The organism is Ruegeria sp. AB9, assembly GCF_056542585.1.
The window spans coordinates 119,076-142,034 of the sequence record NZ_JBQGAA010000009.1 but is presented as its reverse complement, the minus strand read 5'-3'; the positions used below and the strand labels follow the sequence as shown (position 1 = coordinate 142,034).

19 protein-coding genes and 2 tRNA genes are annotated in these 22,959 nt (G+C 55.9%); 12 read left to right on the top strand and 9 right to left on the bottom strand.

What is annotated here, in order from left to right; all coding sequences use genetic code 11:
* Window position 1 precedes the first annotated feature (1 nt).
* From ACR0K5_RS17510 to dxs, 4 genes are read left to right on the top strand one after another with little or no spacing between them, the layout of a single operon-like run.
* Entirely contained in the window at window positions 2–928 is a 927-nt protein-coding gene (locus tag ACR0K5_RS17510) for a histone deacetylase family protein (protein ID WP_480630930.1), read from the top strand.
* Window positions 925–1,167 carry an exodeoxyribonuclease VII small subunit gene (locus ACR0K5_RS17505; protein ID WP_480630929.1) on the top strand — a complete coding sequence of 81 codons (243 nt, stop codon included), beginning with the start codon at window positions 925–927 and terminating at the stop codon, window positions 1,165–1,167. Before ACR0K5_RS17510 ends, ACR0K5_RS17505 begins: the two co-directional genes overlap by 4 nt.
* Entirely contained in the window at window positions 1,168–2,034 is an 867-nt protein-coding gene (locus ACR0K5_RS17500; protein ID WP_480630928.1) for a polyprenyl synthetase family protein, read from the top strand. It abuts the gene before it with no gap.
* A gap of 16 nt (window positions 2,035–2,050) precedes the next feature.
* Window positions 2,051–3,979, top strand: coding sequence for a 1-deoxy-D-xylulose-5-phosphate synthase (gene dxs, locus ACR0K5_RS17495; RefSeq protein ID WP_480630927.1), 1,929 nt, complete (start codon window positions 2,051–2,053; stop codon window positions 3,977–3,979).
* 53 nt (window positions 3,980–4,032) lie between these two features.
* Here the strand turns inward: dxs and ACR0K5_RS17490 are convergent, their stop codons facing one another.
* From ACR0K5_RS17490 to ACR0K5_RS17475, 4 genes are all read right to left on the bottom strand, one after another.
* A complete protein-coding gene (locus ACR0K5_RS17490) occupies window positions 4,033–5,535 on the bottom strand; it encodes an FkbM family methyltransferase (protein ID WP_480630926.1) in 1,503 nt (500 codons plus the stop codon).
* Window positions 5,536–5,795: 260 nt separating this feature from the next.
* On the bottom strand, window positions 5,796–7,061 hold the full coding sequence (arsJ, locus tag ACR0K5_RS17485) for an organoarsenical effux MFS transporter ArsJ (protein ID WP_480630925.1): 1,266 nt from the start codon (window positions 7,059–7,061) through the stop codon (window positions 5,796–5,798).
* Window positions 7,058–8,056: an ArsJ-associated glyceraldehyde-3-phosphate dehydrogenase gene (locus ACR0K5_RS17480; RefSeq protein WP_480630924.1), complete on the bottom strand. Its 999-nt coding sequence runs from the start codon at window positions 8,054–8,056 to the stop codon at window positions 7,058–7,060. The genes arsJ and ACR0K5_RS17480 overlap by 4 nt, the downstream gene beginning before the upstream one ends.
* Window positions 8,053–8,880: an arsenate reductase/protein-tyrosine-phosphatase family protein gene (locus ACR0K5_RS17475; protein WP_480630923.1), complete on the bottom strand. Its 828-nt coding sequence runs from the start codon at window positions 8,878–8,880 to the stop codon at window positions 8,053–8,055. Before ACR0K5_RS17475 ends, ACR0K5_RS17480 begins: the two co-directional genes overlap by 4 nt.
* Window positions 8,881–9,119: 239 nt before the next feature.
* Between ACR0K5_RS17475 and ACR0K5_RS17470 the strand changes: the two genes are divergently transcribed.
* A tRNA-Thr gene (locus tag ACR0K5_RS17470) sits at window positions 9,120–9,195 on the top strand.
* 55 nt (window positions 9,196–9,250) lie between these two features.
* On the opposite strand, the gene ACR0K5_RS17465 is transcribed toward ACR0K5_RS17470, so the two are convergent.
* Window positions 9,251–9,544 (bottom strand): hypothetical protein, encoded by a 294-nt coding sequence (locus tag ACR0K5_RS17465; RefSeq protein ID WP_480630922.1) that lies wholly within the window; start codon window positions 9,542–9,544, stop codon window positions 9,251–9,253.
* A gap of 811 nt (window positions 9,545–10,355) precedes the next feature.
* Here ACR0K5_RS17465 and ACR0K5_RS17460 point away from each other — a divergent pair.
* Entirely contained in the window at window positions 10,356–13,721 is a 3,366-nt protein-coding gene (locus ACR0K5_RS17460) for an ATP-binding protein (RefSeq protein ID WP_480630921.1), read from the top strand.
* Window positions 13,722–14,224: 503 nt separating this feature from the next.
* On the opposite strand, the gene ACR0K5_RS17455 is transcribed toward ACR0K5_RS17460, so the two are convergent.
* A tRNA-Arg gene (locus tag ACR0K5_RS17455) sits at window positions 14,225–14,301 on the bottom strand.
* 115 nt (window positions 14,302–14,416) lie between these two features.
* Between ACR0K5_RS17455 and ACR0K5_RS17450 the strand changes: the two genes are divergently transcribed.
* Window positions 14,417–15,442: a LacI family DNA-binding transcriptional regulator gene (locus tag ACR0K5_RS17450; RefSeq protein ID WP_480630920.1), complete on the top strand. Its 1,026-nt coding sequence runs from the start codon at window positions 14,417–14,419 to the stop codon at window positions 15,440–15,442.
* The gene (locus ACR0K5_RS17445) at window positions 15,439–16,659 is read left to right on the top strand and encodes a winged helix-turn-helix domain-containing protein (RefSeq protein ID WP_480630919.1); all 1,221 of its coding nucleotides are present in this window, start codon (window positions 15,439–15,441) and stop codon (window positions 16,657–16,659) included. Before ACR0K5_RS17450 ends, ACR0K5_RS17445 begins: the two co-directional genes overlap by 4 nt.
* A 3-nt stretch (window positions 16,660–16,662) precedes the next feature.
* Here ACR0K5_RS17445 and ACR0K5_RS17440 read toward each other — a convergent pair whose 3' ends face one another.
* A complete protein-coding gene (locus ACR0K5_RS17440; RefSeq protein WP_480630918.1) occupies window positions 16,663–17,361 on the bottom strand; it encodes a fumarylacetoacetate hydrolase family protein in 699 nt (232 codons plus the stop codon).
* 1 nt (window position 17,362) lies between these two features.
* Between ACR0K5_RS17440 and ACR0K5_RS17435 the strand changes: the two genes are divergently transcribed.
* Window positions 17,363–17,599, top strand: coding sequence for a hypothetical protein (locus tag ACR0K5_RS17435; protein ID WP_480630917.1), 237 nt, complete (start codon window positions 17,363–17,365; stop codon window positions 17,597–17,599).
* A gap of 371 nt (window positions 17,600–17,970) precedes the next feature.
* Here the strand turns inward: ACR0K5_RS17435 and hpaR are convergent, their stop codons facing one another.
* Window positions 17,971–18,405 (bottom strand): homoprotocatechuate degradation operon regulator HpaR, encoded by a 435-nt coding sequence (gene hpaR / locus ACR0K5_RS17430; protein WP_480630916.1) that lies wholly within the window; start codon window positions 18,403–18,405, stop codon window positions 17,971–17,973.
* Between the two features lie 233 nt (window positions 18,406–18,638).
* Between hpaR and ACR0K5_RS17425 the strand changes: the two genes are divergently transcribed.
* On the top strand, window positions 18,639–19,409 hold the full coding sequence (locus ACR0K5_RS17425; protein WP_480630915.1) for an HpcH/HpaI aldolase family protein: 771 nt from the start codon (window positions 18,639–18,641) through the stop codon (window positions 19,407–19,409).
* Between the two features lie 4 nt (window positions 19,410–19,413).
* Here the strand turns inward: ACR0K5_RS17425 and ACR0K5_RS17420 are convergent, their stop codons facing one another.
* A complete protein-coding gene (locus tag ACR0K5_RS17420) occupies window positions 19,414–20,556 on the bottom strand; it encodes a DUF3095 domain-containing protein (RefSeq protein WP_480630914.1) in 1,143 nt (380 codons plus the stop codon).
* 142 nt (window positions 20,557–20,698) lie between these two features.
* Here ACR0K5_RS17420 and ACR0K5_RS17415 point away from each other — a divergent pair, with 142 nt between their 5' ends.
* Together ACR0K5_RS17415 and ACR0K5_RS17410 are read left to right on the top strand one after the other, a co-directional pair.
* Window positions 20,699–21,871, top strand: a complete 1,173-nt coding sequence (locus ACR0K5_RS17415) for an MFS transporter (RefSeq protein ID WP_480630958.1) — start codon at window positions 20,699–20,701, stop codon at window positions 21,869–21,871.
* Window positions 21,872–21,890: 19 nt separating this feature from the next.
* Entirely contained in the window at window positions 21,891–22,946 is a 1,056-nt protein-coding gene (locus tag ACR0K5_RS17410; protein ID WP_480630913.1) for a glycosyltransferase family 4 protein, read from the top strand.
* The last annotated feature ends 13 nt before the right edge of the window (window positions 22,947–22,959 follow it).

Below are 22,959 nucleotides of genomic sequence, written 5' to 3'. Positions count from 1 at the left end.
GATGACAACTGCCCTTTTGACCCATGCCGATTGTCTGGGCCACGTGACACCTGAGGGCCACCCTGAACGGGTGGCGCGACTGCAGCATATTCTTCACGCGTTGGAGGGGGTGAACCTGAAACGCGTGGCTGCGCCGCTGGCGGCAGATGACGATCTGCTGCGGGTGCATCCGGAAGGTTACATTCGCGACATTCGGTCAACGCGCCCGTCGGACGGGTTTGCGCAGATTGATGGCGACACGTTCATGTCTCCGGGGTCAGTCGATGCAGCCTATCGTGCTGCGGGCGCGGCGGTGCGGGCGGTTGATCTTGTGTTGAGCGGCGAGGCCTCGAATGCGTTCTGTGCCATTCGCCCGCCGGGGCACCATGCCGAAACTGAAACTGCGATGGGCTTTTGCCTGTTCGGTAATGCAGCGCTGGCGGTGAAACATGCGCTGGACCACCACGGTTTGAATCGCGTGGCTGTGGTTGATTTCGACGTCCATCATGGCAATGGCACCCAAGACCTGTTGTGGGATGAAGAACGTGCTTTGGTGATCACCAGCCAACAGATGCCCTTGTGGCCCGGATCGGGTCGCCCGGATGAAACAGGTGTTCATGACACGGTTCTGAACATCCCATTGGCACCAGGCAGCGGCGGGGCCGAGATGCGGGTCGCCTATGAAACAATAGCCTTTCCACGTTTGCGGGCCTTCAGGCCCGAGTTGATTATCATTTCCGCCGGGTTCGATGCCCATCAGGACGATCCATTAGCCAATTTGAACTGGTCCACAGGTGATTTCGCCTGGATCACGGCCGAGCTGTGCAAGATCGCTGATGAAACATGTGAGGGCCGTATCGTCTCGACTCTGGAAGGCGGGTATGATCTGAACGCATTGGCCGAGGCCACACGCGCACATGTGGAAGAACTGATGAAGGCAGCCCGATGACTGATACTCCTGTAGACCAGATGACATTCGAACAGGCGATGAAAGAACTTGAGGCCGTGGTTGGCCAACTGGAACGTGGCGACGTGGCGCTGGATCAGTCAATTGCGCTCTACGAACGCGGCGCGGCGCTGAAAAAGCGGTGCGAAGATGAGTTGAAGCGCGCAGAAGAAAAAGTCGCTGCGATCACTCTGGACGCCAACGGTCAGCCGACCGGTACGACGCCCGTCGAAGGTATGTAAATGTTCCCCGAAAGACTTGCGCAGGATGCTGTCCGCATTCAAAACCAGTTTGATCTGGTTCTGGGCGCGTTTGAAGACGTGGATGTGACCCGGGCAATGGCATATGCCACCCGAGGCGGCAAACGATTGCGTGGGTTTCTGGCTTTGGAAAGTGCCCGACTTCATGATGTTGAAGAAAGCCGTGCAATCTGGCCCGCGACGGCTATTGAGGCACTGCACGCTTATTCATTGGTGCATGACGACCTGCCCTGCATGGATGACGATGACTTGCGTCGCGGGCGCCCCACCGTTCACGTGAAGTGGGATGATGGCACGGCGGTTCTGGCCGGAGATGCCCTCCACACGCTTGCTTTCGAGCTGTGTATACACCCGGAAGTCGGAGGAGGAGATGTTCGTGCAGACCTTGCCCTGACGTTGGCCAGAGCCAGTGGCGCACAAGGCATGGTACTGGGACAGGCACTGGACATTGCCGCAGAAACAGCCGCAAAACCGCTGTCGCTTGACGAAATCACACGTCTTCAGGCGGGCAAGACTGGTGCTCTGATCGAGTGGTCTGTATGCGTCGGAGCCGTTATGGCTCAATCCGACCCGGACCCGTTGCGCCAATATGCCCGGACGCTGGGCCTTGCTTTTCAGATCGCCGATGACATCCTTGATGTCGAGGGTGATGCGGAAAAGGCGGGCAAGCGTTTGCAAAAAGATGCCGAGGCAGGGAAAGCCACGTTCGTTTCTCTGCTGGGTCTGTCGGCTGCCAAAGCCCGTGCGGGTGAGCTGGTGGATCAGGCCTGCACCGCATTGGACGGGTATGGACCGAAGGCTGAAACCTTGAAGGACGCCGCTCGCTTCGTTATTGCCCGGGACAGCTAAGCCAGGAACGCGCCAAATGTCTGACCGCCCCAATACGCCCCTACTGGACCTTGTAAGCCGCCCGGCGGATCTCAAGCAGTTTTCGGACGCGCAACTGCATCAGGTCGCACAGGAATTGCGGGCCGAAACGATCTCGGCGGTTTCCGTTACCGGCGGGCATCTGGGGGCCGGTTTGGGAGTCGTTGAACTGACCACGGCGTTGCACGCTGTGTTTGATACACCCCGAGACAAGATCATCTGGGATGTGGGTCATCAGTGCTATCCGCATAAAGTCCTGACCGAGCGACGTGACCGCATACGTACGTTGCGCATGAAGGATGGCCTCAGTGGTTTCACCAAGCGCAGCGAGAGCCCCTACGATCCATTTGGCGCTGCGCATTCCAGCACCTCGATCAGCGCCGCGCTTGGTTTTGCTGTCGCGCGGGATCTGGGCGGTGTAACGCCCGAAGGTTTGGGGGACGCAATTGCAGTGATCGGTGATGGCTCAATGTCTGCGGGCATGGCTTTTGAGGCGATGAACAATGCAGGCCATCTGAAAAAGCGCCTGATTGTCATTCTGAACGACAACGAAATGAGCATCGCCCCTCCGGTTGGAGCCTTGTCCAGCTATCTGTCGCGTATCTATACCGAAGAACCGTTTCAAGATCTGAAAGCTGCTGCCAAAGGGGCTGTCTCGCTGTTGCCAGAGCCATTCCGTGAAGGGGCCAAGCGCGCCAAGGAAATGCTGAAAGGCATGGCAGTGGGCGGCACACTTTTTGAAGAGCTCGGGTTTTCCTATCTCGGTCCGATAGATGGCCATGATATGGATCAGCTGCTGCCGGTTCTGCGCACCGTCAAGTCACGGGCAACCGGGCCGATCCTGATCCACGTATTGACGAAAAAAGGCAAAGGGTATGCCCCCGCCGAGCAAGCGCGCGACAAGGGTCATGCCACAGCGAAGTTTGATGTGGTAACGGGAAAGCAAAAGAAAGCGCCCTCAAATGCGCCCTCTTATACCTCGGTCTTTGGCAAGGCGTTGGTGGATCAGGCCGCGCGTGACGACAAGATTGTCGCGGTGACTGCGGCAATGCCTGACGGTACAGGTCTGAACCTGTTTGCTGAACGCTACCCCTCGCGTTGCTTTGATGTGGCGATTGCTGAACAGCACGGCGTGACTTTTTCGGCTGCGCTTGCAGCAGGAGGAATGAAGCCGTTCTGCGCGATGTACTCGACCTTCCTGCAACGCGGCTATGATCAGGTGGTCCATGACGTGGCGATCCAGCGTCTGCCCGTACGTTTTGCCATCGACCGCGCAGGTTTGGTAGGGGCCGACGGCGCCACCCATGCAGGGTCGTTCGACATTGCCTATTTGGCCAATCTTCCCGGCATGGTCGTCATGGCCGCGGCAGATGAGGCCGAACTGATGCACATGGTGGCGACCGCAGCCGCACATGACGAAGGCCCCATCGCCTTCCGCTATCCGCGCGGTGAAGGCATCGGAGTGGATTTACCCGAACGTGGCGAAGTTCTTGAGATCGGCAAAGGCCGCTTTATCCAGAAAGGCGTGCGGGTGGCTCTGCTTTCTTTTGGTACCCGTCTGGCCGAGGTCCAGCAGGCGGCGGAATCTCTTACAGCCAAGGGTATAACTCCGACTATCGCCGATGCCCGCTTTGCCAAGCCTCTTGACCGCGACCTGATCCTGGATCTGGCGTCTAACCACGAAGCGGTGATCACTATCGAAGAAGGTGCTGTTGGCGGGTTTGGCAGCCATGTGGCGCAACTTCTGGCGGATGAGGGTGTATTTGATCAGGGGCTGAAGTATCGTTCGATGGTTTTGCCCGATATCTTCATTGATCAAGCCAGCCCTGCGGACATGTATGCTGTGGCCGGTATGAATGCTGAGCATATCCAGGCAAAAGTTCTGGACGTTCTGGGCGTCGCTTCGATCGGAGAAAAACGCGCTTAGCGCCAAAATCGATGAGATAGCGGGCGCCGGTCACGCCAAATGCCGTCGCGCGTTTAGATGACCACAGGGTGAGCAAAAGTTCGTGCGAAGGTATCGAACTCGACGCCATCAAATGAAACAGGGTTATCGGCACCCCGCAACAGCTGGTTGGAAACTCCACCAGGCAATGCCTCGTCAAATGTTGAAGCGCTATAACCTTTTAAGTTGCTTGCGAGTGTTGCAAACAGCGCTTCGTCATTGGCGAAAGGTTGATGTGGTGATCGTTTCATCGCAGCCGAATATGTCCGACGGAAATCGAAACTTTCCTGCACAAGCCTGCGGCTTGCGCGCAGTATTCCAAAACGGCACGACATTTTGTGCTCGAAGGAATGGAATAGTTCATGCTGCATCGAAGCTCGCCTTCTTGGTCCGGCAGTCACCAAGACCGACGTTAGCAAGTCCTGATCACAGGCGCCCAGCTCCGCAAAAAAATCTTTGAGGTTCGGCCAGGTTGGCAGCAGATCGCTATCGGATATCAGAAAGTAGTCGCTGTCCGGTGCAGCCTGCATGGCGCGATAAAGCGCGTAGTCGCCGAACCGCCAGCCTACCTTCCGTGTTTCAAGAAGCCCGTTCTCGCGAATCCAGTTACCGTCGAAGGGCAAAACGTCTATTCCGTTTAAAGCGGGCGGTTGGGACTTGGTGGCGTCATATACCACACATGCGGGCCCGGGCGACGCGTCTCTCCACATCGAAAAAAGTCGGGCTTCGTTTTCTGTCCAGACATGGGTGCGAAAGACAAACATTGTCTTCTTTTCTTTACCCGACATGGCCGGCCCGGATGAGGGTGTTGCGAGAGCAGACCCATTGATGGTCTCTGAACCATGCAAGATCCGTTCCTTGGGTCGTGCCAACAGGTTCAGGTTAACACCGTAGCGCCTTATGGAGTGCAAAATGCCGTACCCGTGCGATTGAAGGAAGCACAGAACATCCTGGTAAGTGTCCTCGCCCGTTTCGATCAAGATGTCGGGACGGCTGTTTGCAAAAGTTTTGGTCAACCCACCAAGAACGTTTAACTCCATACCTTTTACATCGATTTTCAAAAAATCGACTTTATCCGGCAACATGTCATCGCCGGGGCGAACGTGAATACCCGTGCCGCCCTTTTGAGGAATAATTTGGGCCGCTCCTAAATTGTTGGCGGGATAGTCGATAGCGTTGTCAGCATTGTCTTCGTCGGACAATCCGAACTCTGCCCAAGACATATCAGCCACGGTGTCGAGTTCATTCAACGCAATGTTTTTTCTAAGAATTTCCCGAGCTGCCGGATTTGGTTCGAACAAGATCATTCTGGAAGGATTCAGCAGTTTCCCGACGAAAACGGAATGGTTCCCGACGTTGGAGCCGATGTCACAAAAGACTCCTCCGGGCGGAAAGTACTGTTCGATGAGAACCAGTTCCTCCATTTCATACAGCTTTCCGGCTTGGTGCCTGCGCTGGATATGATCACGGGGGTTTGAGATGTGGAATTTCAGCACTGTATCCCGGTACTTCACTTCAGCAATCTGATCACCGCTCATTCAGTGCTTCCTTTCACTCAATCGCTTGCACGAAAGCCGCAAACTGCCATTCAAAAACACCAACAACAAGCTATCGGACGAAAGAAACCACTGCTGGTGCTTCCAAAACCATACCTGACGGATTTTTAATGCCGCATCGCTCGAAAAGTCGATTGGCGATCTGGTGCCTGCAAGCAGGTTTCTCGTCTTCGAAAGAGCTGGTAACGCCCAGCAAATTGGCCGCAACCATGATCAGATTGTGAGATAACGTTCAATGCCGCTCAGGACAGCGCCTCGGAGGTTCGATCTGTGAGCCTACCGGAGATCAGGGCGGCAAGGGCAACCATCACAGTCGCTGTGCCGAGAACCATGGGTAATCCCCCAACCTGATAGGTCAGGCCGGACAAAATGGTGCCAATCAGCCGACCTGTCGCATTTGCCATGTAATAAAAGCCGACATCCATCGTCACGCGCTCAGACTGGGTGAAGGCCAGGATCAGATAAGAATGCAGCGATGAATTGACCGCAAAGATCGCACCGAAAACTAATAGCCCGGCTACAAGTGTTATGGTCAGCCAGATCTCGGGACCGTTTGACAGCGAAACTGCCAGTGTTAGAGCCGTAGGGATACAAAAAAGGATGGCCGCCCAGTTGCGTGCGGCGCGGATAAGATCACCTTCTGTTCGGTCCGAAGCGCGCAATATCTTCGGCGCGCTGGCTTGCACGGCGCCATAGAGGATGACCCACACTGCCATAAACGTCCCGATCATGAAGAACGCGGCCCGATTGCCCTCTTCGGTACCGTCTGAAAGAACTGCATAAAAATAGATTGGGATGCCGACCACAAACCACACATCCCGCGCGCCAAACAGGAAGACACGTGCCGCGGACAACCAGTTCACATTCGCTGATTTCGAGAATACTTCTGAGAAGGTGGTACCTTTGCGCCCCTTCGGCAGGCCCGGTGGCATGAACAGGATGACTGCGAACAGGATCAATGCCAGCACAGCTGCCATGACAAGGATTGCCGACATGAAACCCAGCGTTGCCAACATGGCGGCCCCTAACAGGAATCCCAGTCCTTTGACTGCGTTTTTCGATCCCGTCAGGACCGCAACCCAGCGAAACAAACCGCCGCCTTCGGTCGGAGCCAACAGCTTGACCGACGACTTAGAAGACATCTTGGCCAGATCCTTGGCCACCCCGCTGGCCCCTTGCACCATCATCACGAACGTGACCGAAGCCCCAACGGTCCAGTTCGGATCAAGCTGCGTCATGGCAAGCAACGCAACTACCTGTAACGCCAGCCCTGCATACAGGGTCGAGGTCAATCCAAACCGCACCGCAATCCAGCCAGCGGCCAGATTGGTGACAACCCCTGCGATCTCATAAAGTACAAACAGGTATGCCAGTTGAACCGGCGAAAAGCCCATGGTGTGAAAGTGCAGCAACACCAACATCCTGAGCGCCCCGTCGGCCAGCATGAAGGCCCAATAGGCAGCAGTGACCGCAATATAGGCCGACAGTCCTTCGGGCCGTTGGGTCACAGCGATGCCCCTACCATCAGCGCGACATCCACCAGACGATGGGCATAGCCCATCTCGTTATCGTACCACGCATAGACTTTCACCTGCGTGCCGTTCACCACCATGGTCGAGGGCGCATCGACAATCGAGGAGCGTTCGTCATTGGTGTAATCGGTAGAAACCAAGGGGCGGGTTTCATAGCCCAGAACACCCTTCAGTTCACTTCTGGCGGCTGCTTCGAAAAAAGTATTGACCTCTTCAACCGTGGTTTCGCGTTCAACCTCGAACACGCAATCGGTCAGCGAGGCGTTTAGCAGTGGCACCCGAACCGCGTGGCCGTTCAAACGACCTTTGAGTTCCGGATAGATCAGTGTGATGGCCGTGGCCGAGCCGGTGGTGGTCGGGATCAGGGAGTTCAGGGCCGAGCGCGCACGCCGCAAGTCCTTTGCAGGCCGATCGACAATGGTTTGTGTGTTGGTGACATCGTGGATCGTGGTCATCGACCCGTGGCGAATACCCAGGTTCTCGTGAATTACTTTGACCACCGGCGCTAGGCAGTTTGTCGTGCAGGACGCTGCAGTCACGATCTTATGCGTCGTGGGGTCGTAGGTGCCATCGTTCACACCCACAACGATATTGGCCGTCGGCCCGTCTTTGACCGGAGCAGAGACTACAACTTTTTTCACTCCAGCATCAAAATACGGTGCCAGTTTGGCCTCTGTCTTAAACACGCCGGTACAGTCAATCACCACATCGACGCCGTCCAGCGGCAGAGAGGTCAGGTCGTTGGTGCCAATAAAAGGCAAGCGGGTTCCGTTTACAGTTATACTGTCGGCATCATGGCTGAACTCTGCGTTCCAGCGCCCATGCACCGTGTCAAACTCCAGTAGATGCGCGTGCATCTCGGGATCACCGACAGCATCGTTGATCCAGGCGATTTTTGCGCTTCTCTCCAGCAAAGGCTTCAGGGCCAGCTTTCCCATTCGGCCAAGGCCGTTCAGTGCATAGGTCGTCATTTTGTGTCCTCGAGTGGCGTCCGCCCGATGTCATCAATGGCGGATTGCAGTGCGATCCGGTCTAGGCTTTCGACCGGCAAAGATGTGAAGGCCTGAATCCGCCGCTTCAGCGCCCCATAGGCGTTTTGAAAGGCCAGGCTTTTCTCGGCATCCGTGCCTTCTGCTTTGACCGGATCAACCATGCCCCAGTGACCGCTGATCGGCTGACCCTCCCAGGCCGGGCATTCTTCGTTTGCGGCCTGGTTGCAGACGGTGAAGACAAAATCCAGATCAGGAGCGTCCGGTCCCGAGAACTCGGATAGGTTTTTCGACCGCAGGACCGAGGTATCGTGCCCCTTGTCACTTAGAACCTGCAAGGCAAACGGGTTGAGCGCTGAGCTTGGTCGTATCCCGGCGGAATACACATTGAACCGATCACCGCCGATCTCACGCAGCAGGGATTCCGCAAAGATCGAGCGGGCGGAATTGCCGACACAAATGAACAGCACATTGAACTTTCTGTCCGCCGAGGTGTCTTTGGCCAATGGCATACAAAGATCCGGGCGCCCCCGACAGCAGTCCACAATCAGGAAATCGAGCATTTCCTGCACGTTGTTCATCTCTACCGAATAGAGCAGAGACGTCCCGGATCGTTCCTGTTTTACCAGCCCCGAACGTTGCAGAGCATTCAGGTAGTTCGACATGGTGCTGGACTTGATACCGAGCTCTGTCGCCAACTCGCCCGCAGGAACCCTGTCAGGAAACCGTCGCATTAACATGCGAAACACGGTGATACGTTGCGTGTGCCCCAGGATGGCCAGTTGATCTGTTATCTGTTCTATCATATTTCATGAATTAATAAAATAATAGACCTGTGTCAATTTGACTCCAACGTCGTTACAAAAAATTCACAGATCAAAGTTCCAACTCGACAAGATGGTCGCAGGTTGACGTCTCACAAGTTGACGCTTGTCGTGGCGTGTAGCGATGCAAAAAACGAATACAACCGGGCTTGCGGGCTCCAGATCGACAGTTTAAACGAGCATTCGCGTCCGGTCATAGTCAGTTCCTTATGACCTACGGTGCCGCTGTAGCTCAGCTGGTAGAGCACGTCATTCGTAATGATGGGGTCGGGGGTTCGAGTCCCTTCAGCGGCACCAGTTCTTTTCAAATTTCAAATGCTTTATACAGGTGCCAGGCCTTCTGGGCCTGTGCCTAGATGCCCGCACCAACAATCCTTTCGGCACTCTTGAAAATCGGATCAAAGGCAGCGAAGTATTCAGCTGAAAGCGAAGGTACGACCTCGTTAGCAAAGCGGACTTTATCGCCGACAAATCGGGTAAAACGCTCTGGACGCGACTGATCGACTTCGAAGTGCGTCTCAAGGCCTGGGACGCCATGCAGAAGGAGCTCGATAGTTAAAAGGGAGCGACCAGCATAGTGGTCACCGGTATCGGGATTGATCACTTGTTGCCCGATAAGGGGATTCTGCGGCACAGGAAGCAACAACGCATATCCTCAGATTGTCCTTGATACGCACACCAAGATCGACAAGGAGCGACAGCTTGCAGCTCTGGACCTAGGCTACTACGGGGCGGATATTTGGGAGTTCGTAATTCTGATTTTTGGCGAAGCGGGTTGGTTAAGCAATCAGGATCCTGACGAGTTTTTCGCTATCGTTAGTGTCCTCGAGCGCCGCGTTACACAGTTGCTATCCCCCAGCGATGCAGCACCGATAATTCAGGCATTGGAAGACGTCAAAAACGGATGTGCATCAGAAAAGAATAGTAGGAGCGATTGGGAGTTTGCCGAGCAAGCGGCAAAGCGTGCATCTAACAGGATACAGCACGCGTCTTCTCATCTGAACTTGGCTGACTCGAATATGCTTGAGATAGCCCGAAGACTTGGGGTGATTTATCACCACGTTGACGATCTTCCCTCACTGACCGAGGGTAATAATTTGAAATCAAGGAATATTTCAATACTTCCTGATGATAGTGAACGGGCTGTTCAAGCCGCATTTCGGCGAGCCAGTAAGTTAAAGTCTGGATACCACTGGGCGTCGCACATTTATATCCTTTTAGACGTCGAGACACGCTTTCTAAGGTAACTTTTCACCTTATTCTTATGTTCCCATCTCGGAAAGTCACTATTAAACATAATGGACCTTATCAGTGCGCTTTCGCCGGAAGCGGGAGCTCCCACAGCTTAGTTTATGACCAAAACCGCCCCATTGCGGAGACCGACTTTAGCGTATCCAGTCTGCACTGAAACATGGATATTGCGTCCATAGGGCTGAAAAAATCTACGATCTATAGCCTTGACGATTGCATCCACGGCTGCGATCCAAGGCTGGAAAAAAACAACATCTTGTTGGAATAAAAGAACTTTTGGTGCTCCAGTGGCGCAACCCACTAGCGGTACCCAGCGGATAGAACAGCAGTTTAACCATATGAAACAGATCCTTTCATCAAGCTTTGAAGATGCCCTTGCAGATCTGCATGAAGCCTACGGGGCCATTGAGGTCGCCTCCAACAGGACTTCGGCAAACATCCTCGAACGCTTTTCTCAAAAAGGCGGTTTGGTGAGATCAGTAGCGCTGCTGGGCGACAGCGGTGTAGGCAAGACCTGGTTGGTACGGCATTTTTACGAGCAGATCGCAGCGCAACAGCGCTTCTGGCCGCTTTCGCTCGGATCCGTACAGCCAGATAACATTATTCCGGCGCTGCCAACACGGTTCGAGCATAAGCCTGACTTCCTTTGGTGGGGGCTTCGATTCTCAGGCAATGACGTGCGCAATCCGTCCACTTCTTCGCTGGGGCTGGAAGGGCTCGACGCTATGGTCCAAGCGCTTCGTGAAGGTTTCGAGGACTATCGGTTGACCGCGGCCAAGAAAACCGCGCGCTTACTCGTCAAGGAGGCGATTGCAATGTCTCCGACAACCCCAATCCTCAACTTGATGCAGGAAGTGAAGGGGATCATCGGAGATACATTGGATGATCGCCGCATTGCGCGTTCCGAGAATCCCCTGCAAAAACGGGGTGCACAGGCCCGGCTTGAGCGGTATGCTGAAACGCTTTCCTCGCTGGAAACGATTTGTTCCCCTGCCAATGCAGGCCTGCCCTTTGTTCTGGTTCTCGACGATCTCCACAATGCGGCTACAGACCTCTACGCAGCGGAATTCGTCTCGGTTCTGATCAGTCATGCCCGCCAGATGAACTGGCACTTGCTAATTGTTGCAACCATGTGGCCCGACTTTTGGCATGGCCGCGCAAACTCGGGCACTCATTCCTTCCTGGAGAAAGCCCTCTCCGGTTCGAGCGACGGCTTAAGAGAATGCAAATTGGAGCCTGCGGAAAACGATGAGATAGAGCAAACCCTCATACGCTTCCTACCCAAAATGTCGAAAGGTCAAACACGAGCCATAGCCGAACATGTCGGTGGCAACCGTCTCGCGCTCTTTGAGATTTTGCGCGAACTGACTACGTCCAAGACTATTTTCCAGAGCCGAGATGTCCAGGAGAGCCTCGACGATCTGCAGCTGAAGGAACTTCTGCAGCAAGATCGTGAACGTCGAATGCACTTTTCGCAACGACTAATGCACGCGCCCAACAACGTCCTAGCGGCGGCCTATGCCGCAAGCTGTCTGGGGCCGGAAGTGGACATCGAACTGATGCGTCAGGGGGTAGAGATGGCCACCTGTGTAGCGCTGGATCCCAGCCTGCCCGAAACGCTCGAACATATGGGGCTTGTTAAATTGACGGCTCAGGGCATGAACTTTAACAGCCGCGATGCGCTGGCTGCAGCGCAAAGGCTTGAGTTCCGATTGCCGCAAGCCGCAGAAATCCGAAGCCGGATCCAGGAAGTTGTGGCACGAGAATATGCCGACGCACTTGCCGCGCAAAAAACTAACCCCACCGACTCGGGGCTGCGCACGCGCGCAAGGTCCGCAAGCGCACAGTGCTACAGAACGCTTGGCAACGCCGGCGAGGCCGCGTTGCGTTTCGCTGGCTTGCGGGCCGGCTTTTACCATTTGCGCGGCCTATTGGAGGATTTTAGGTTCCAGGAGGCCGCTAAATGCGCCGAGAGCCTCGCCACGGCGCCGGCTCTCGCCTTCGACACTGGCCAGTGGTTGACATTGGCCGGGCAGATGCGTGTCGCGGCGCGCCCGGAATTGCGCTTCGTATGCCTGGAACATGCCCAAGCTCGGATAGAGTCCGCGAATGACGAGGCCAGGGTGATCCTGGCGAAGGTCGACGGAGGCAGCACACTGACGGAAAGGGCCGCAGCCGCCCAGTCGGCACTGTCGCTGCTCGATGATCTGCCGGATGTCGAACGCGAGGCGGTGGAGGTCAAGGCCACGCGCGCATTTGCCTGGCTCAAAGGCCTCGGCGGTTCCGGCGAGGATCTCAAGGCGCGAGTTTCCGAACTGGACAGCCTCTGCCGCGAGACCGAAGCAGCCTTTCGTAAAACCGGTGACCGGCTAGGAGTGATTAGTAGTATCGAGCGGCGCATGCTTGCGTTGTTACCATTGATCAGCGGGCAGAAAGGAGTTGATGAAAAGTGGTTGCGAGACACCCTGAACACCGCCATTTCCGCGTTCAGAGACGAGTATGGAGAGGATCAGCTATCGAACTCGGCGGTTCTGGCAATGGTCGCATATGACCTGTGTCGCGCTGAGGATGCCCCCACATCCGAACATGCCCTGCCTCACCTGCGCTCAGCAACACAGCGCATCGGCGCACATTATCAGAAACATCTAACTGCGGGGCTACTTCCGTCTTATCTCGTCGCCGTGACCGAGCATCTCGAAACAGTGCAACCCATTCTCAACAGTTTTCTGCTCACCCGGGACGATGACGATCTGTTCGCTCATCTTGAAATCGACGAGTTGCAGAAAGAAGCTGGCAATCTGCGCATGCAGAAGAGTCGCCTTGAGTTCCTGATCGCGCAGGAAAACGGAGACATTTCCGAAATGCTTGCAGCCATGCAGAAGCAGTTCATCCATGCTGTTGATGACGCGTCTGAGTTAGGGCGTGTGCTGGACGAAGAACAGGCTGAACTGGACGACGTTCTACTAACTCTCAGTCGGCGATCCTTTGAGCTTTCCTTTAGCCTCGTCGAACAGGGGCCGGGAGACGAGGGTGTCCTGGCGCAATTCGTCCAGTTTGCCACCGTTTTCGCTGATGCTCTGGCAAGCCGACAGTCGGCATTGCTGCGGAGCAAGGGCCTTTCCGAAAGCCGCCATGTCGAGCTCGTTGAAGAGATCGTTTCAGTCTTCACGCGAGCCATGAACACCGTTCGGCACTGGCCATGGCCACTGGACGGCGCAAAAAAATCCAAGGCCCTTCTGACTTTGATGATCGAACGGGTTACGCATTTTTCGACCGTCCAGACCTTTCATCATGAGGGCGACGCAGAAGACGTAAGACTGGTGCTGCGCAATCGTCGACGCGCAGACGTGAATGCATTCCTGGGCGAACTTGCATCGGCGTCTCTGAGTCCGGAACTAAAGATGGAGTTGAAGCGAAAAATGGACTGGGCTGCAGATTTGAAAGGCGCGCAACTGATGGCAAAACAATTGGGTAGGCCATGGCTTGATGACGAAAGCGGTCTTTGGGGGTTTCAGTACGACGGGAAGACTCTCCCTCTGGAAGTAATGCCACAAAATACATATGGCAGCTGATGGGCTCGAAGGTTTGATATTCGGTTGGTCAGAGTCGCTAACGAAGCCCTCCAACTCCGTCGGAACGGGATTGGCCGTAGGCGGAGTGTCCAGACACCCGTCGATGGGGTGGGGTCATTAGTAGGGTGCTATTTGTGAATTAGTAGGGGATTAGTAGGGAATGTTCGTCAAACCTTCGCCAATGCCGTCCAACACCATCCAAAACTCGGGTCGGAATTAGTCAAACAATCGTAGGACGTTATCCAACTCGAGGCGATTTGAACAGGTCACGTCAAACCCATGGACGTCAAAATTCGTAATGATGGGGTCGGGGGTTCGAGTCCCTTCAGCGGCACCACTCTCACAATAACTCAGAGACGCGGTGCCATTCGAGTTGCGATGTCGGCGTGAGGCAGAGGCTGCTTATCTGAACCAGTTCTTCGACATGTGTCACCTAATGTGTCACCTATCGGGGTACAGGAAGCTTCTATGGCGTGGAAAGCACATACTATTTTAGATTAGTCTGGCGACCCCGGCAGGATTCGAACCTGCAACCTGCCCCTTAGGAGGGGGCTGCTCTATCCAGTTGAGCCACGGGGCCACGCTTGGCCTTCTGTAACCGGGATTTTCCGGGTTGTCATCGCCTTTGCACAATTGTTGTACACACCGACCCGTTCACGCTACCATCGGACAAAACAACAACGCAGGTGCCTCCCGTGAACAGTGAAACCAAACGCCCGCTTACCCTCCGTGATGTGTCCGAGGCTTCCGGGGTCTCCGAGATGACGGTAAGCCGGGTTCTGCGTAACCGGGGGGATGTGTCCGACGCCACTCGCACCCGCGTTCTCGCCGCCGCCAAAGAGCTGGGGTATGTCCCCAACAAGATCGCGGGCGCGCTGGCGTCCAGCCGGGTCAATCTGGTCGCGGTGATCATCCCGTCGCTTTCGAACATGGTCTTCCCCGAGGTGATGACCGGCATAAATCAGGTATTGGAAGATACCGAGTTGCAGCCCGTGGTGGGCGTGACGGATTATCTGCCCGAGAAAGAGGAAAAGGTGTTGTACGAGATGCTCTCGTGGCGGCCCTCGGGCGTGATCATTGCAGGGCTCGAACACACTGACGCTGCCCGTGCCATGCTGGATTCGGCGGGTATTCCAGTGGTCGAGATCATGGATACCGACGGCAAACCGGTGGACGCGATGGTGGGAATCTCGCACCGACGCGCCGGGCGCGAGATGGCCCAGGCGATCCTGAAGGCCGGGTATCAGCATATCGGTTTCATGGGCACCAAGATGCCTTTGGATCACCGCGCCCGGAAGCGTTTCGAAGGTTTCACCGAAGTGCTGGGCAAACACGGGATCGAGATCGAAGATCGCGAATTCTATTCCGGCGGTTCAGCCCTGGCCAAAGGGCGCGAGATGACACAAGCGATGCTGGAACGCTCGCCCGAGCTGGATTTCCTGTACTATTCCAACGACATGATCGGTGCTGGTGGTCTGCTATACCTGCTGGAACAGGGCGTGGATATTCCGGGTCAGATCGGGCTGGCGGGGTTCAACAACGTCGAGCTTTTGCAAGGCTTGCCGCGCCAACTGGCGACGATGGATGCCTGTCGTCTGGATATTGGCCGTCAGGCCGCGCAGATCATCGCTGAACGCCTGAAGGATCCGGACTCTGAGATCGAAACACGGGTCACTCTGACCCCCAAGATCAGCTATGGCGACACCCTGAAGCGGCGATGAGCGTATCCCTGAAACGGCTCGATAACCGGACGGCCCGGGCCATTTTCATGGATCGACATGTTATGGCGGAACAGCCTTCGGGCGCGGCCAAGGGCGGTGAGCTCCTGGACCTGATTCAGCGGTTGGGATTCGTACAACTCGACAGCATCAACACGGTCGCCCGCGCTCATGACATGATCCTGTATTCCCGACGGCCTGCGTATCGCAGCGCCAACCTGAAAAGGCTCTATGAAAGGGAAAATGCGCTGTTTGAACATTGGACACATGATGCGGCCGTGATCCCGATGTCCTTCTATCAGCACTGGCACCTACGCTTTCAGCGCGATGCGGACTTGCTGAAGGCGCGATGGAAGAACTGGCGGCGGGATGGGTTCGAACAGCAATTTGAAACGGTCTTGCAACACATCCGCGACCACGGGCCAGTGTCCTCGTCAGACGTGGGCAAGGATGAAAAGAAAGGCTCGGGCGGTTGGTGGGACTGGCATCCCTCGAAAACCGCTCTGGAGTTTCTGTGGCGTTCGGGGGCATTGACCGTTGTGGGCCGCGATGGGTTCAAGAAACGCTATGACCTGACCGAGCGCGTGATTGAAACTCGCTTGTGTCCCGGCAATATGCCGTGTGATGCAAAAACCACCGTGGATTGGCTGTGTAACGCGGCGATGGATCGGTTGGGCTTTGCAACGTCCGGAGAGCTGGCTGCGTTTTGGGATACGGTCAGCGCTGCGGAGGCCAAAGAATGGTGCGCCGCGGCCCTAGGATCCGGCGACATTGAAGAGATCGAGATCACCTGTACCGATGGGCGTTTGCGCAAAGCTTTTGCCCGCCCGAACTTGATGGATCACCTAACCGACTTGCCACAACCGTCCGGGCGAATCCGTGTACTCAGCCCGTTTGATCCGATGCTCCGCGACCGTAACCGGGCCGAACGGCTGTTTGGCTTTCATTACCGTATCGAAGTCTTTGTGCCCGAAGCCAGGCGCACATATGGGTATTACGTCTTCCCTCTGCTCGAAGGTGATCGATTGATTGGCCGGGTCGATATGAAGGCGCATCGCGATCGCGACATTCTACATGTCAAAGCACTGTGGCCGGAACGTGGGGTACGCTGGTCTGACGCGCGCACGCGTCGCTTGAACGCCGAGTTGGACAGGGTGCGACGACTGGCAGGTGTCGCGCATGTCGAATTTGCGAAAGACTGGCTGAAAGACCCAAAATAGGGTCTAATCTGCGTCAGTCAGAGTAAGTTGGACTGACTTCAATCCATCAATCTCGCCGGACAGACTATCCCCAGCCACGACCGGGCCAACGCCGGCCGGCGTGCCGGTCAAAATCAGATCCCCGGGGCGCAGATGGTAAAAACCGGACAGATGACTGATGACTTCATCGATCTTCCAGATCAGCTCTTCCAGCGTCGCGTCCTGGCGCAGTTCACCGTTCACGCTTAGCCGGATGTGTTTGTCATCGTCCGGAGACCAGTCAGCGGCAGGGGTAAGCGGTGCAAAAACTGCTCCGTTTTCGACATCTTTACCCAGATCCCAGGGCCGCTGCTTGTTTCGCTCGCGGATTTGCAGGTCGCGGCGGGTCATATCTAGCGCACAGCCATAGGCATAAACGGCATCCCATGCCTGCGCACTAGAGGCGCGGAAAACCGGCTTTCCAATCGCCAGCGCCAGCTCCATTTCGTGATGGTAATTCTCAGTCCCTGCCGGGTACGGAACCGTCGCACCGGACAGGATCACGTTTGGCGCGGATTTGGTGAAATAGAACGGCGCTTCGCGATCCACTTCATTCCCCATCTCTGCTGCATGGGCAGCGTAATTTCGACCGACGCAGAAAACGCGTCCAACAGGATAACCAGCCGTCTCACCAACGACAGGGATGATTATGGGGTCGGGAAGAGAAAACAGCCTGTTTGACATAATGGTTCCTGAATTTTTCATCGCAGCCATCTTACGCCTGCCAGAACCGCCAGCAAGTCGGGAATGCACGCTGGATTTCGCCAATATCCAACAGTTGTTTCAGCGCGAACCTGCTCAATTCTTACCTGAATGCCATCTGCCGTTTGAATACAATTTCACATCCGTCTTTATTGAAGCATCAGAATTCAACCAGATCGGAATAACTCTTGGCTCAGGCGCAAGTCGGGCTAAGTCCTGAAGTAGATTGGCTGGTCGCATTCATCTTATGGGGTGCGAAGGCAGCAAAACAACGCGCTTGGCAAAACAATCGACCAAGATGACGCGAAGACACCACTTGCGGGCCAACTTTTCGTTCGGCAATTGCCTAATACTGTTTCGGAGAGCATAGGTGCATGGCCTTTCCCCCAAGGGCCAAAAGACCCTAAACAGAGCCACACTTCTGGCTCACCATATACTCCGATGCGCAGGCTGGACCGTCAGGATTGACGTGACGTAACCGGCCTCAGGCCAGGCCTAACAACAAACCCGAGTCTGGCCACCCCGTCGGAGAGAACCCCTAAAATCTCCGGCGGGGTCCATGTGGAAACTCCCCGTGGATCGCGACCAACGTCAGGTTTCGAGGTCTTTCAGTTCATTCAGAAGATCCAGCAACAGCTCGTGCTTCTCGGGCCCCAGTTGAGAACGAATTCGTTCTGCCTGTGCCATACTGACGGACAGATTGGCGCGAATGATCTGAACGCCGTGTTCGCTGATCTCGACAATCTGGCGACGCCGGTCCGCCGGATGACAGCGGCGGGAGATCAGACCGCGATGTTCCAGTTTCTGCAATATGCGCGTCAGGCTTGGCAACAACAGGCAGGCGCGTTCGGCAATATGCGTCGGTTCCTGCGGACCTTCTTCATTCAACACGCGCAACACGCGCCACTGTTGTTCCGTGACGCCAGCGTCGGCCAGCATTGCTCGTATGGGTCCCATAACCTTTTCCCGCGCTCGCAAAAGCGCAATGGGCAAAGATCGCGACGTCAGTGGGAGGTCGTCGGTCATGATAAAATTATCGCCGAAATCCGTAATTTACGCAAGGGAACCCTCGAATCTGCATTCGAAACAACAAGCTTGCCGAAACGCAGAAAAATGTAAGTGAAATACCAACCCCGCCATCAAGCCCATGATGAGAAGCAGCATTCAGACTGGACAATTTGACGCCACGGAAGAAGATGAGGAAACGGCCTGCTTCGCGATCATCGCGCGCCGAGGGTTTTGCAACATGAGGATACAATATGGCTGCCCCAAAGAACGCGTTCAAACAGGCTCTAATTAAGGGGCAGATGCAGATCGGTTGCTGGATGAGCTTTGCTGAACCCGCCGCGGCCGAGATGATGGGTACTGCAGGATTCGATTGGCTGGTGATCGATGGAGAGCATGCGCCGAACGACATCCGGTCGATCCGGGACCAACTTCTTGCTCTTGCAGCAAGCGACTCTCATGCGGTTGTGAGGGTCCCCGTGGGTGAAACCTGGTTGATCAAGATGGTTCTGGATGCAGGTGCGCAGACCGTTTTGGTTCCGATCGTGGAAAGCGCGGAACAGGCACGAGAACTGGTTCGGGCCTGCCGCTATCCGCCTGACGGCGTCCGCGGTGTGGGTGCGATGGCATCGCGGGCAACGATGTACGGATCGTTTGGAGACTATATTCAAACCGCAGATCAGGAGATCTGCCTGTTGCTGCAGGTTGAAACCCGCGCCGGACTGGCGGCTCTGGACGAAATTTTACTGGTAGAAGGCGTGGATGGCGTGTTCATCGGTCCAGCCGATCTGTCGACAGATATGGGGTATCAGGGCAACAGTGCCGCACCCGAAGTCCGAGCAATTATCGGCGATGCATTGGCCCGAATAAAAGCCGCAGGCAAAGCGCCCGGCATTCTGGCCACAAATGACGAAGCCCGGCAGGCGTTTCTGGATATGGGTGCACAGTTTCTGGCGGTAGGTATTGATGTGATGCTGCTAACACAAGCAGCACGTGATCTCGCCGCACAATGGAAAGCCGGTTAACTGTTCAACTGCCCATGGCCGCTGCGGCCTGCGCGTATCCGCCCGAGGCTCCGTCTACAAAATGCACATGATCGTCCCGTGTGGCCGACGGGACAAAGCACGTCATCATGGCCTCGTCCTGCACATGCAAACCGAACCGAATTTTACCGCGGCCACGCGCCTCTTCCAGCATGTGTTCGATCTGTCGCAAAGTGGCCGGGTCACAATCCAGCGTCATCTTTAGACCGTCATCGAATTTGCGGAAGTCGGCATTGCTGCTGACCATTTTCTTGTAGTGGTCGGGCTCAAACTGCCCCAGCTGTTTGCCGGTTTTGAAAAGTATCGCGATCAGCAGGTTCTGAACCAACAAAATGAGCTTGTGCAAAAGCAAATTCCGACCGTTGCGCGAGACATGCGCGTCAATGTCGAGGCCAGGGGGCGGCCACCTCATGGGCGGACCATTTGCAGGCACCGGATGGCCTGCGCGCTCCAGTCCTTCTGACGCGGACAGAACAGATTGTGCAAGGTCGGCAAAATCACGTTCAGTTGCCGATGCGGTGGGTTCAATGACCAGAGAAACGATCTGGCCATGCCGTGCCGGGCTGTTGGACCATCTGCACGACAAACCTGTCAGGTCCGGCTGCGCACCCGTCTCGGCAGGCGTAACCATATGATGACCTGCTTTCATCTCTGCCTCGGCCCAGGCCAACCCGCCGCCCGAGAACATGGCGTAGTCTACACCGGAAGACGGCGCAAATCTGGCAACACGCAGGTCCCTGCCCGCTTTTCGAACCTCGGCCACCGACACCAGTGCTGCCCGCAAAGGCATGGAAAACTCTTCTTCCGCCCAGCGCCGCAAGGCTGCCAGACTATCCCGTGCTGTTTCAACATCGCTGGGAGGGATGGCAAACGCTGCTCCATCGCCACCAAAAACGTAAGGAAACAGCTTGCCGTCCATCGCGTTTATCATTGCCGATATCACAGCGGCTCCGACGGTGTTGACGGTTTTATACCTGCCCCGCGCGATTTCGCCGGTTGAATCGACTATATCGGCAACGCCTAAAAACCAATCATCCGGCACGTTTGAAAACTGCGCTGGGTCCGCCAGTAAAGTAAATTCCCGCAACAGGGGCAGGTTTTCGTAAAACGCAGAATGGAGGTCTTTCATTTTCCCCCTCTAAATCAATCTTCTGGCACAGATAGCCGGACAGCTGCCCAAGTCCTCATTTTGAAACATAGTACACATGCTTGTGCGTTGCATCATGGCGTGCCAAGCATTCCCTTCGTATGAGCGGAAAAAGGGGCAGGAAATGCAGGCAGGTTTGGTGGTTTTATGCCTGGGCTATGTGCTTAGCCAGTTTTTCCGTGCATTTCTGGCCGTTCTCAGCCTGGATCTTGAACGCGATATCGGCGCAACACCCGAAGATCTGGCCTTTGCCTCAGGCCTTTGGTTTCTGGTGTTTGCGGCAATGCAAATCCCGGTGGGCTGGGCGCTGGACAGGGTCGGCCCGCGGCTGACCGCAGCCGCGCTGCTTCTGGCGGGCGGCGCAGGTGGAGCTGCGATTTTTGCCGTCGCGACGGCGCCATTGCATGTCAGCATCGCCATGGGCCTGATCGGCGTCGGGTGCTCTCCGGTCCTGATGGCATCGTATTACATCTTTGCCCGCGAATACCCTCCGGCGCGGTTCGCTACATTAGCGGCCGTGATGCTGGGGGTCGGCTCGGTGGGCAATCTGGTGGCCTCCTACCCGACCGCGCTTGCGGTGGAGTGGATGGGATGGCGGGCAACGATGATGGGGCTGGCCGCAATATCTGCTGCAATTGCCTTGGGAATTTGGCTGAGCGTGCGTGACCCCGCCAAAGTCGAGACGGAACACAAAGGATCGCTTCTGGACCTTCTCAAAGAGCCTGCACTTTGGCTGATCATGCCCTTGATGCTGGTGGCATATGCACCCTCTGCCGCCCTGCGCGGGCTTTGGGCGGGTCCCTATTTGAACGATGTCTTCGGGCTCAGCACCACTCAGATCGGCACTGCAACATTGATCATGGGGTCTGCGATGATTGCAGGGACCTTTGTCTACGGGCCGCTGGATCGCATCTTTGGCACGCGAAAGTGGGTTGTCTTCACAGGCAACGCGCTGGGTGCAGTGGCACTGACCATGCTTTGCCTGTGGATTGACAATGCCATATGGCTGTCCGTTTTGCTGTTGGCCGTCATTGGTTTCACCGGGGCCAGCTTTCCGGTCATCATGGCCCATGGCCGGGCCTTCGTGCCTTCGCATTTGGTGGGCCGTGGCGTGACGCTGTTAAACCTTTTCGGGATCGGGGGTGTAGGAATCGCCCAGTTTGTTACCGGGCGCATTCACGCCGCCACCATTCAGGCAGGGACATCCGCACCTTACATAGCGATTTTCGGGTTTTTTACCGTAACACTTGCCATTGGTTGCGTGATCTATCTATTCAGCCGGGATAGTGTGGATTGAAGCGATTACGGAGTAAGCTGTGCAGGATATTGAGGTTATAGCGCCAAACCTGAAACACAGCCTGTCCGGCGTCACCACAACCGTCATCCGCCTGTTGCCGATCCAAAAGCGCATGATCAGGATCGTCGCCACTGGCCCTGGCCTGCCAGATGACCTGCCCCACATCCGGCTGATCAAGGTTCCGTTCCTATCCAACCGCCAACGCCGGGTCTGGCACGCGCGCCGCAACACCGAAATGCTGATGGGCCTGTTTCTGAAACACGTGCTGCGGCGCAATTTGAAACTGCTGTTCACTTCGGCCGCACAGCGAGATCATTCCGGGTTCACCAAATGGCTGATCTCGAAAATGGATGCGCTGATCGCCACGACACCCCAAGCGGCGTCCTTTCTCGAACATCCCTCGACTGTCGTCATGCATGGAGTGAACACGGAACTGTTTCATCCGGCTCTGGACAAACCCGCCCTGCGTCAAAAACTGGGCCTGCCCAATGGCACTTTGATCGGGTGTTTCGGGCGTATTCGGCCGCAAAAGGGCGTCGATCTGCTGGTGGATGCAGCGATCAAAGTTCTGCCAACCTATCCGGACGCCAGCATTGTTTTTACCGGACGCGCCACAAAAGAGTTTGAAACGTTCCAACAGGAGCAGGAGGCCAAACTTAAAGCCGCCGGTTTGTCCAAGCGTGTGCATTTCCTTGGCGAACGTCCATGGGAAGAAATCGTGGAAACTTATCGCGCGCTGGATCTGTTTGTAGCCCCGGCTCGTCACGAAGGGTTCGGCCTGACACCACTTGAGGCGATGGCCTCAGGCGTCCCAGCAATCGCCTGCCATGGCGTCGGAGCCTTCAGCGCCCAAATCAAGGACAGGGAAACCGGCCGTTTGATCGAAAAAGACAACGCAACGGCGCTGGCCGAAGCGCTGGAACAGATGCTGAGCGACCCGGACAAGCTGGCCCAATCTGGTCAGGTCGCCAGACAGCACGTTGAACAGAATTTTCGAATCGAAGGTGAGGCCGAGGCCATCGTGCGCGTCTATCGGTCTTTGCTGGACACAGGCGAAACAGCGCATTCCGGCTAGAATCGACGTCAAT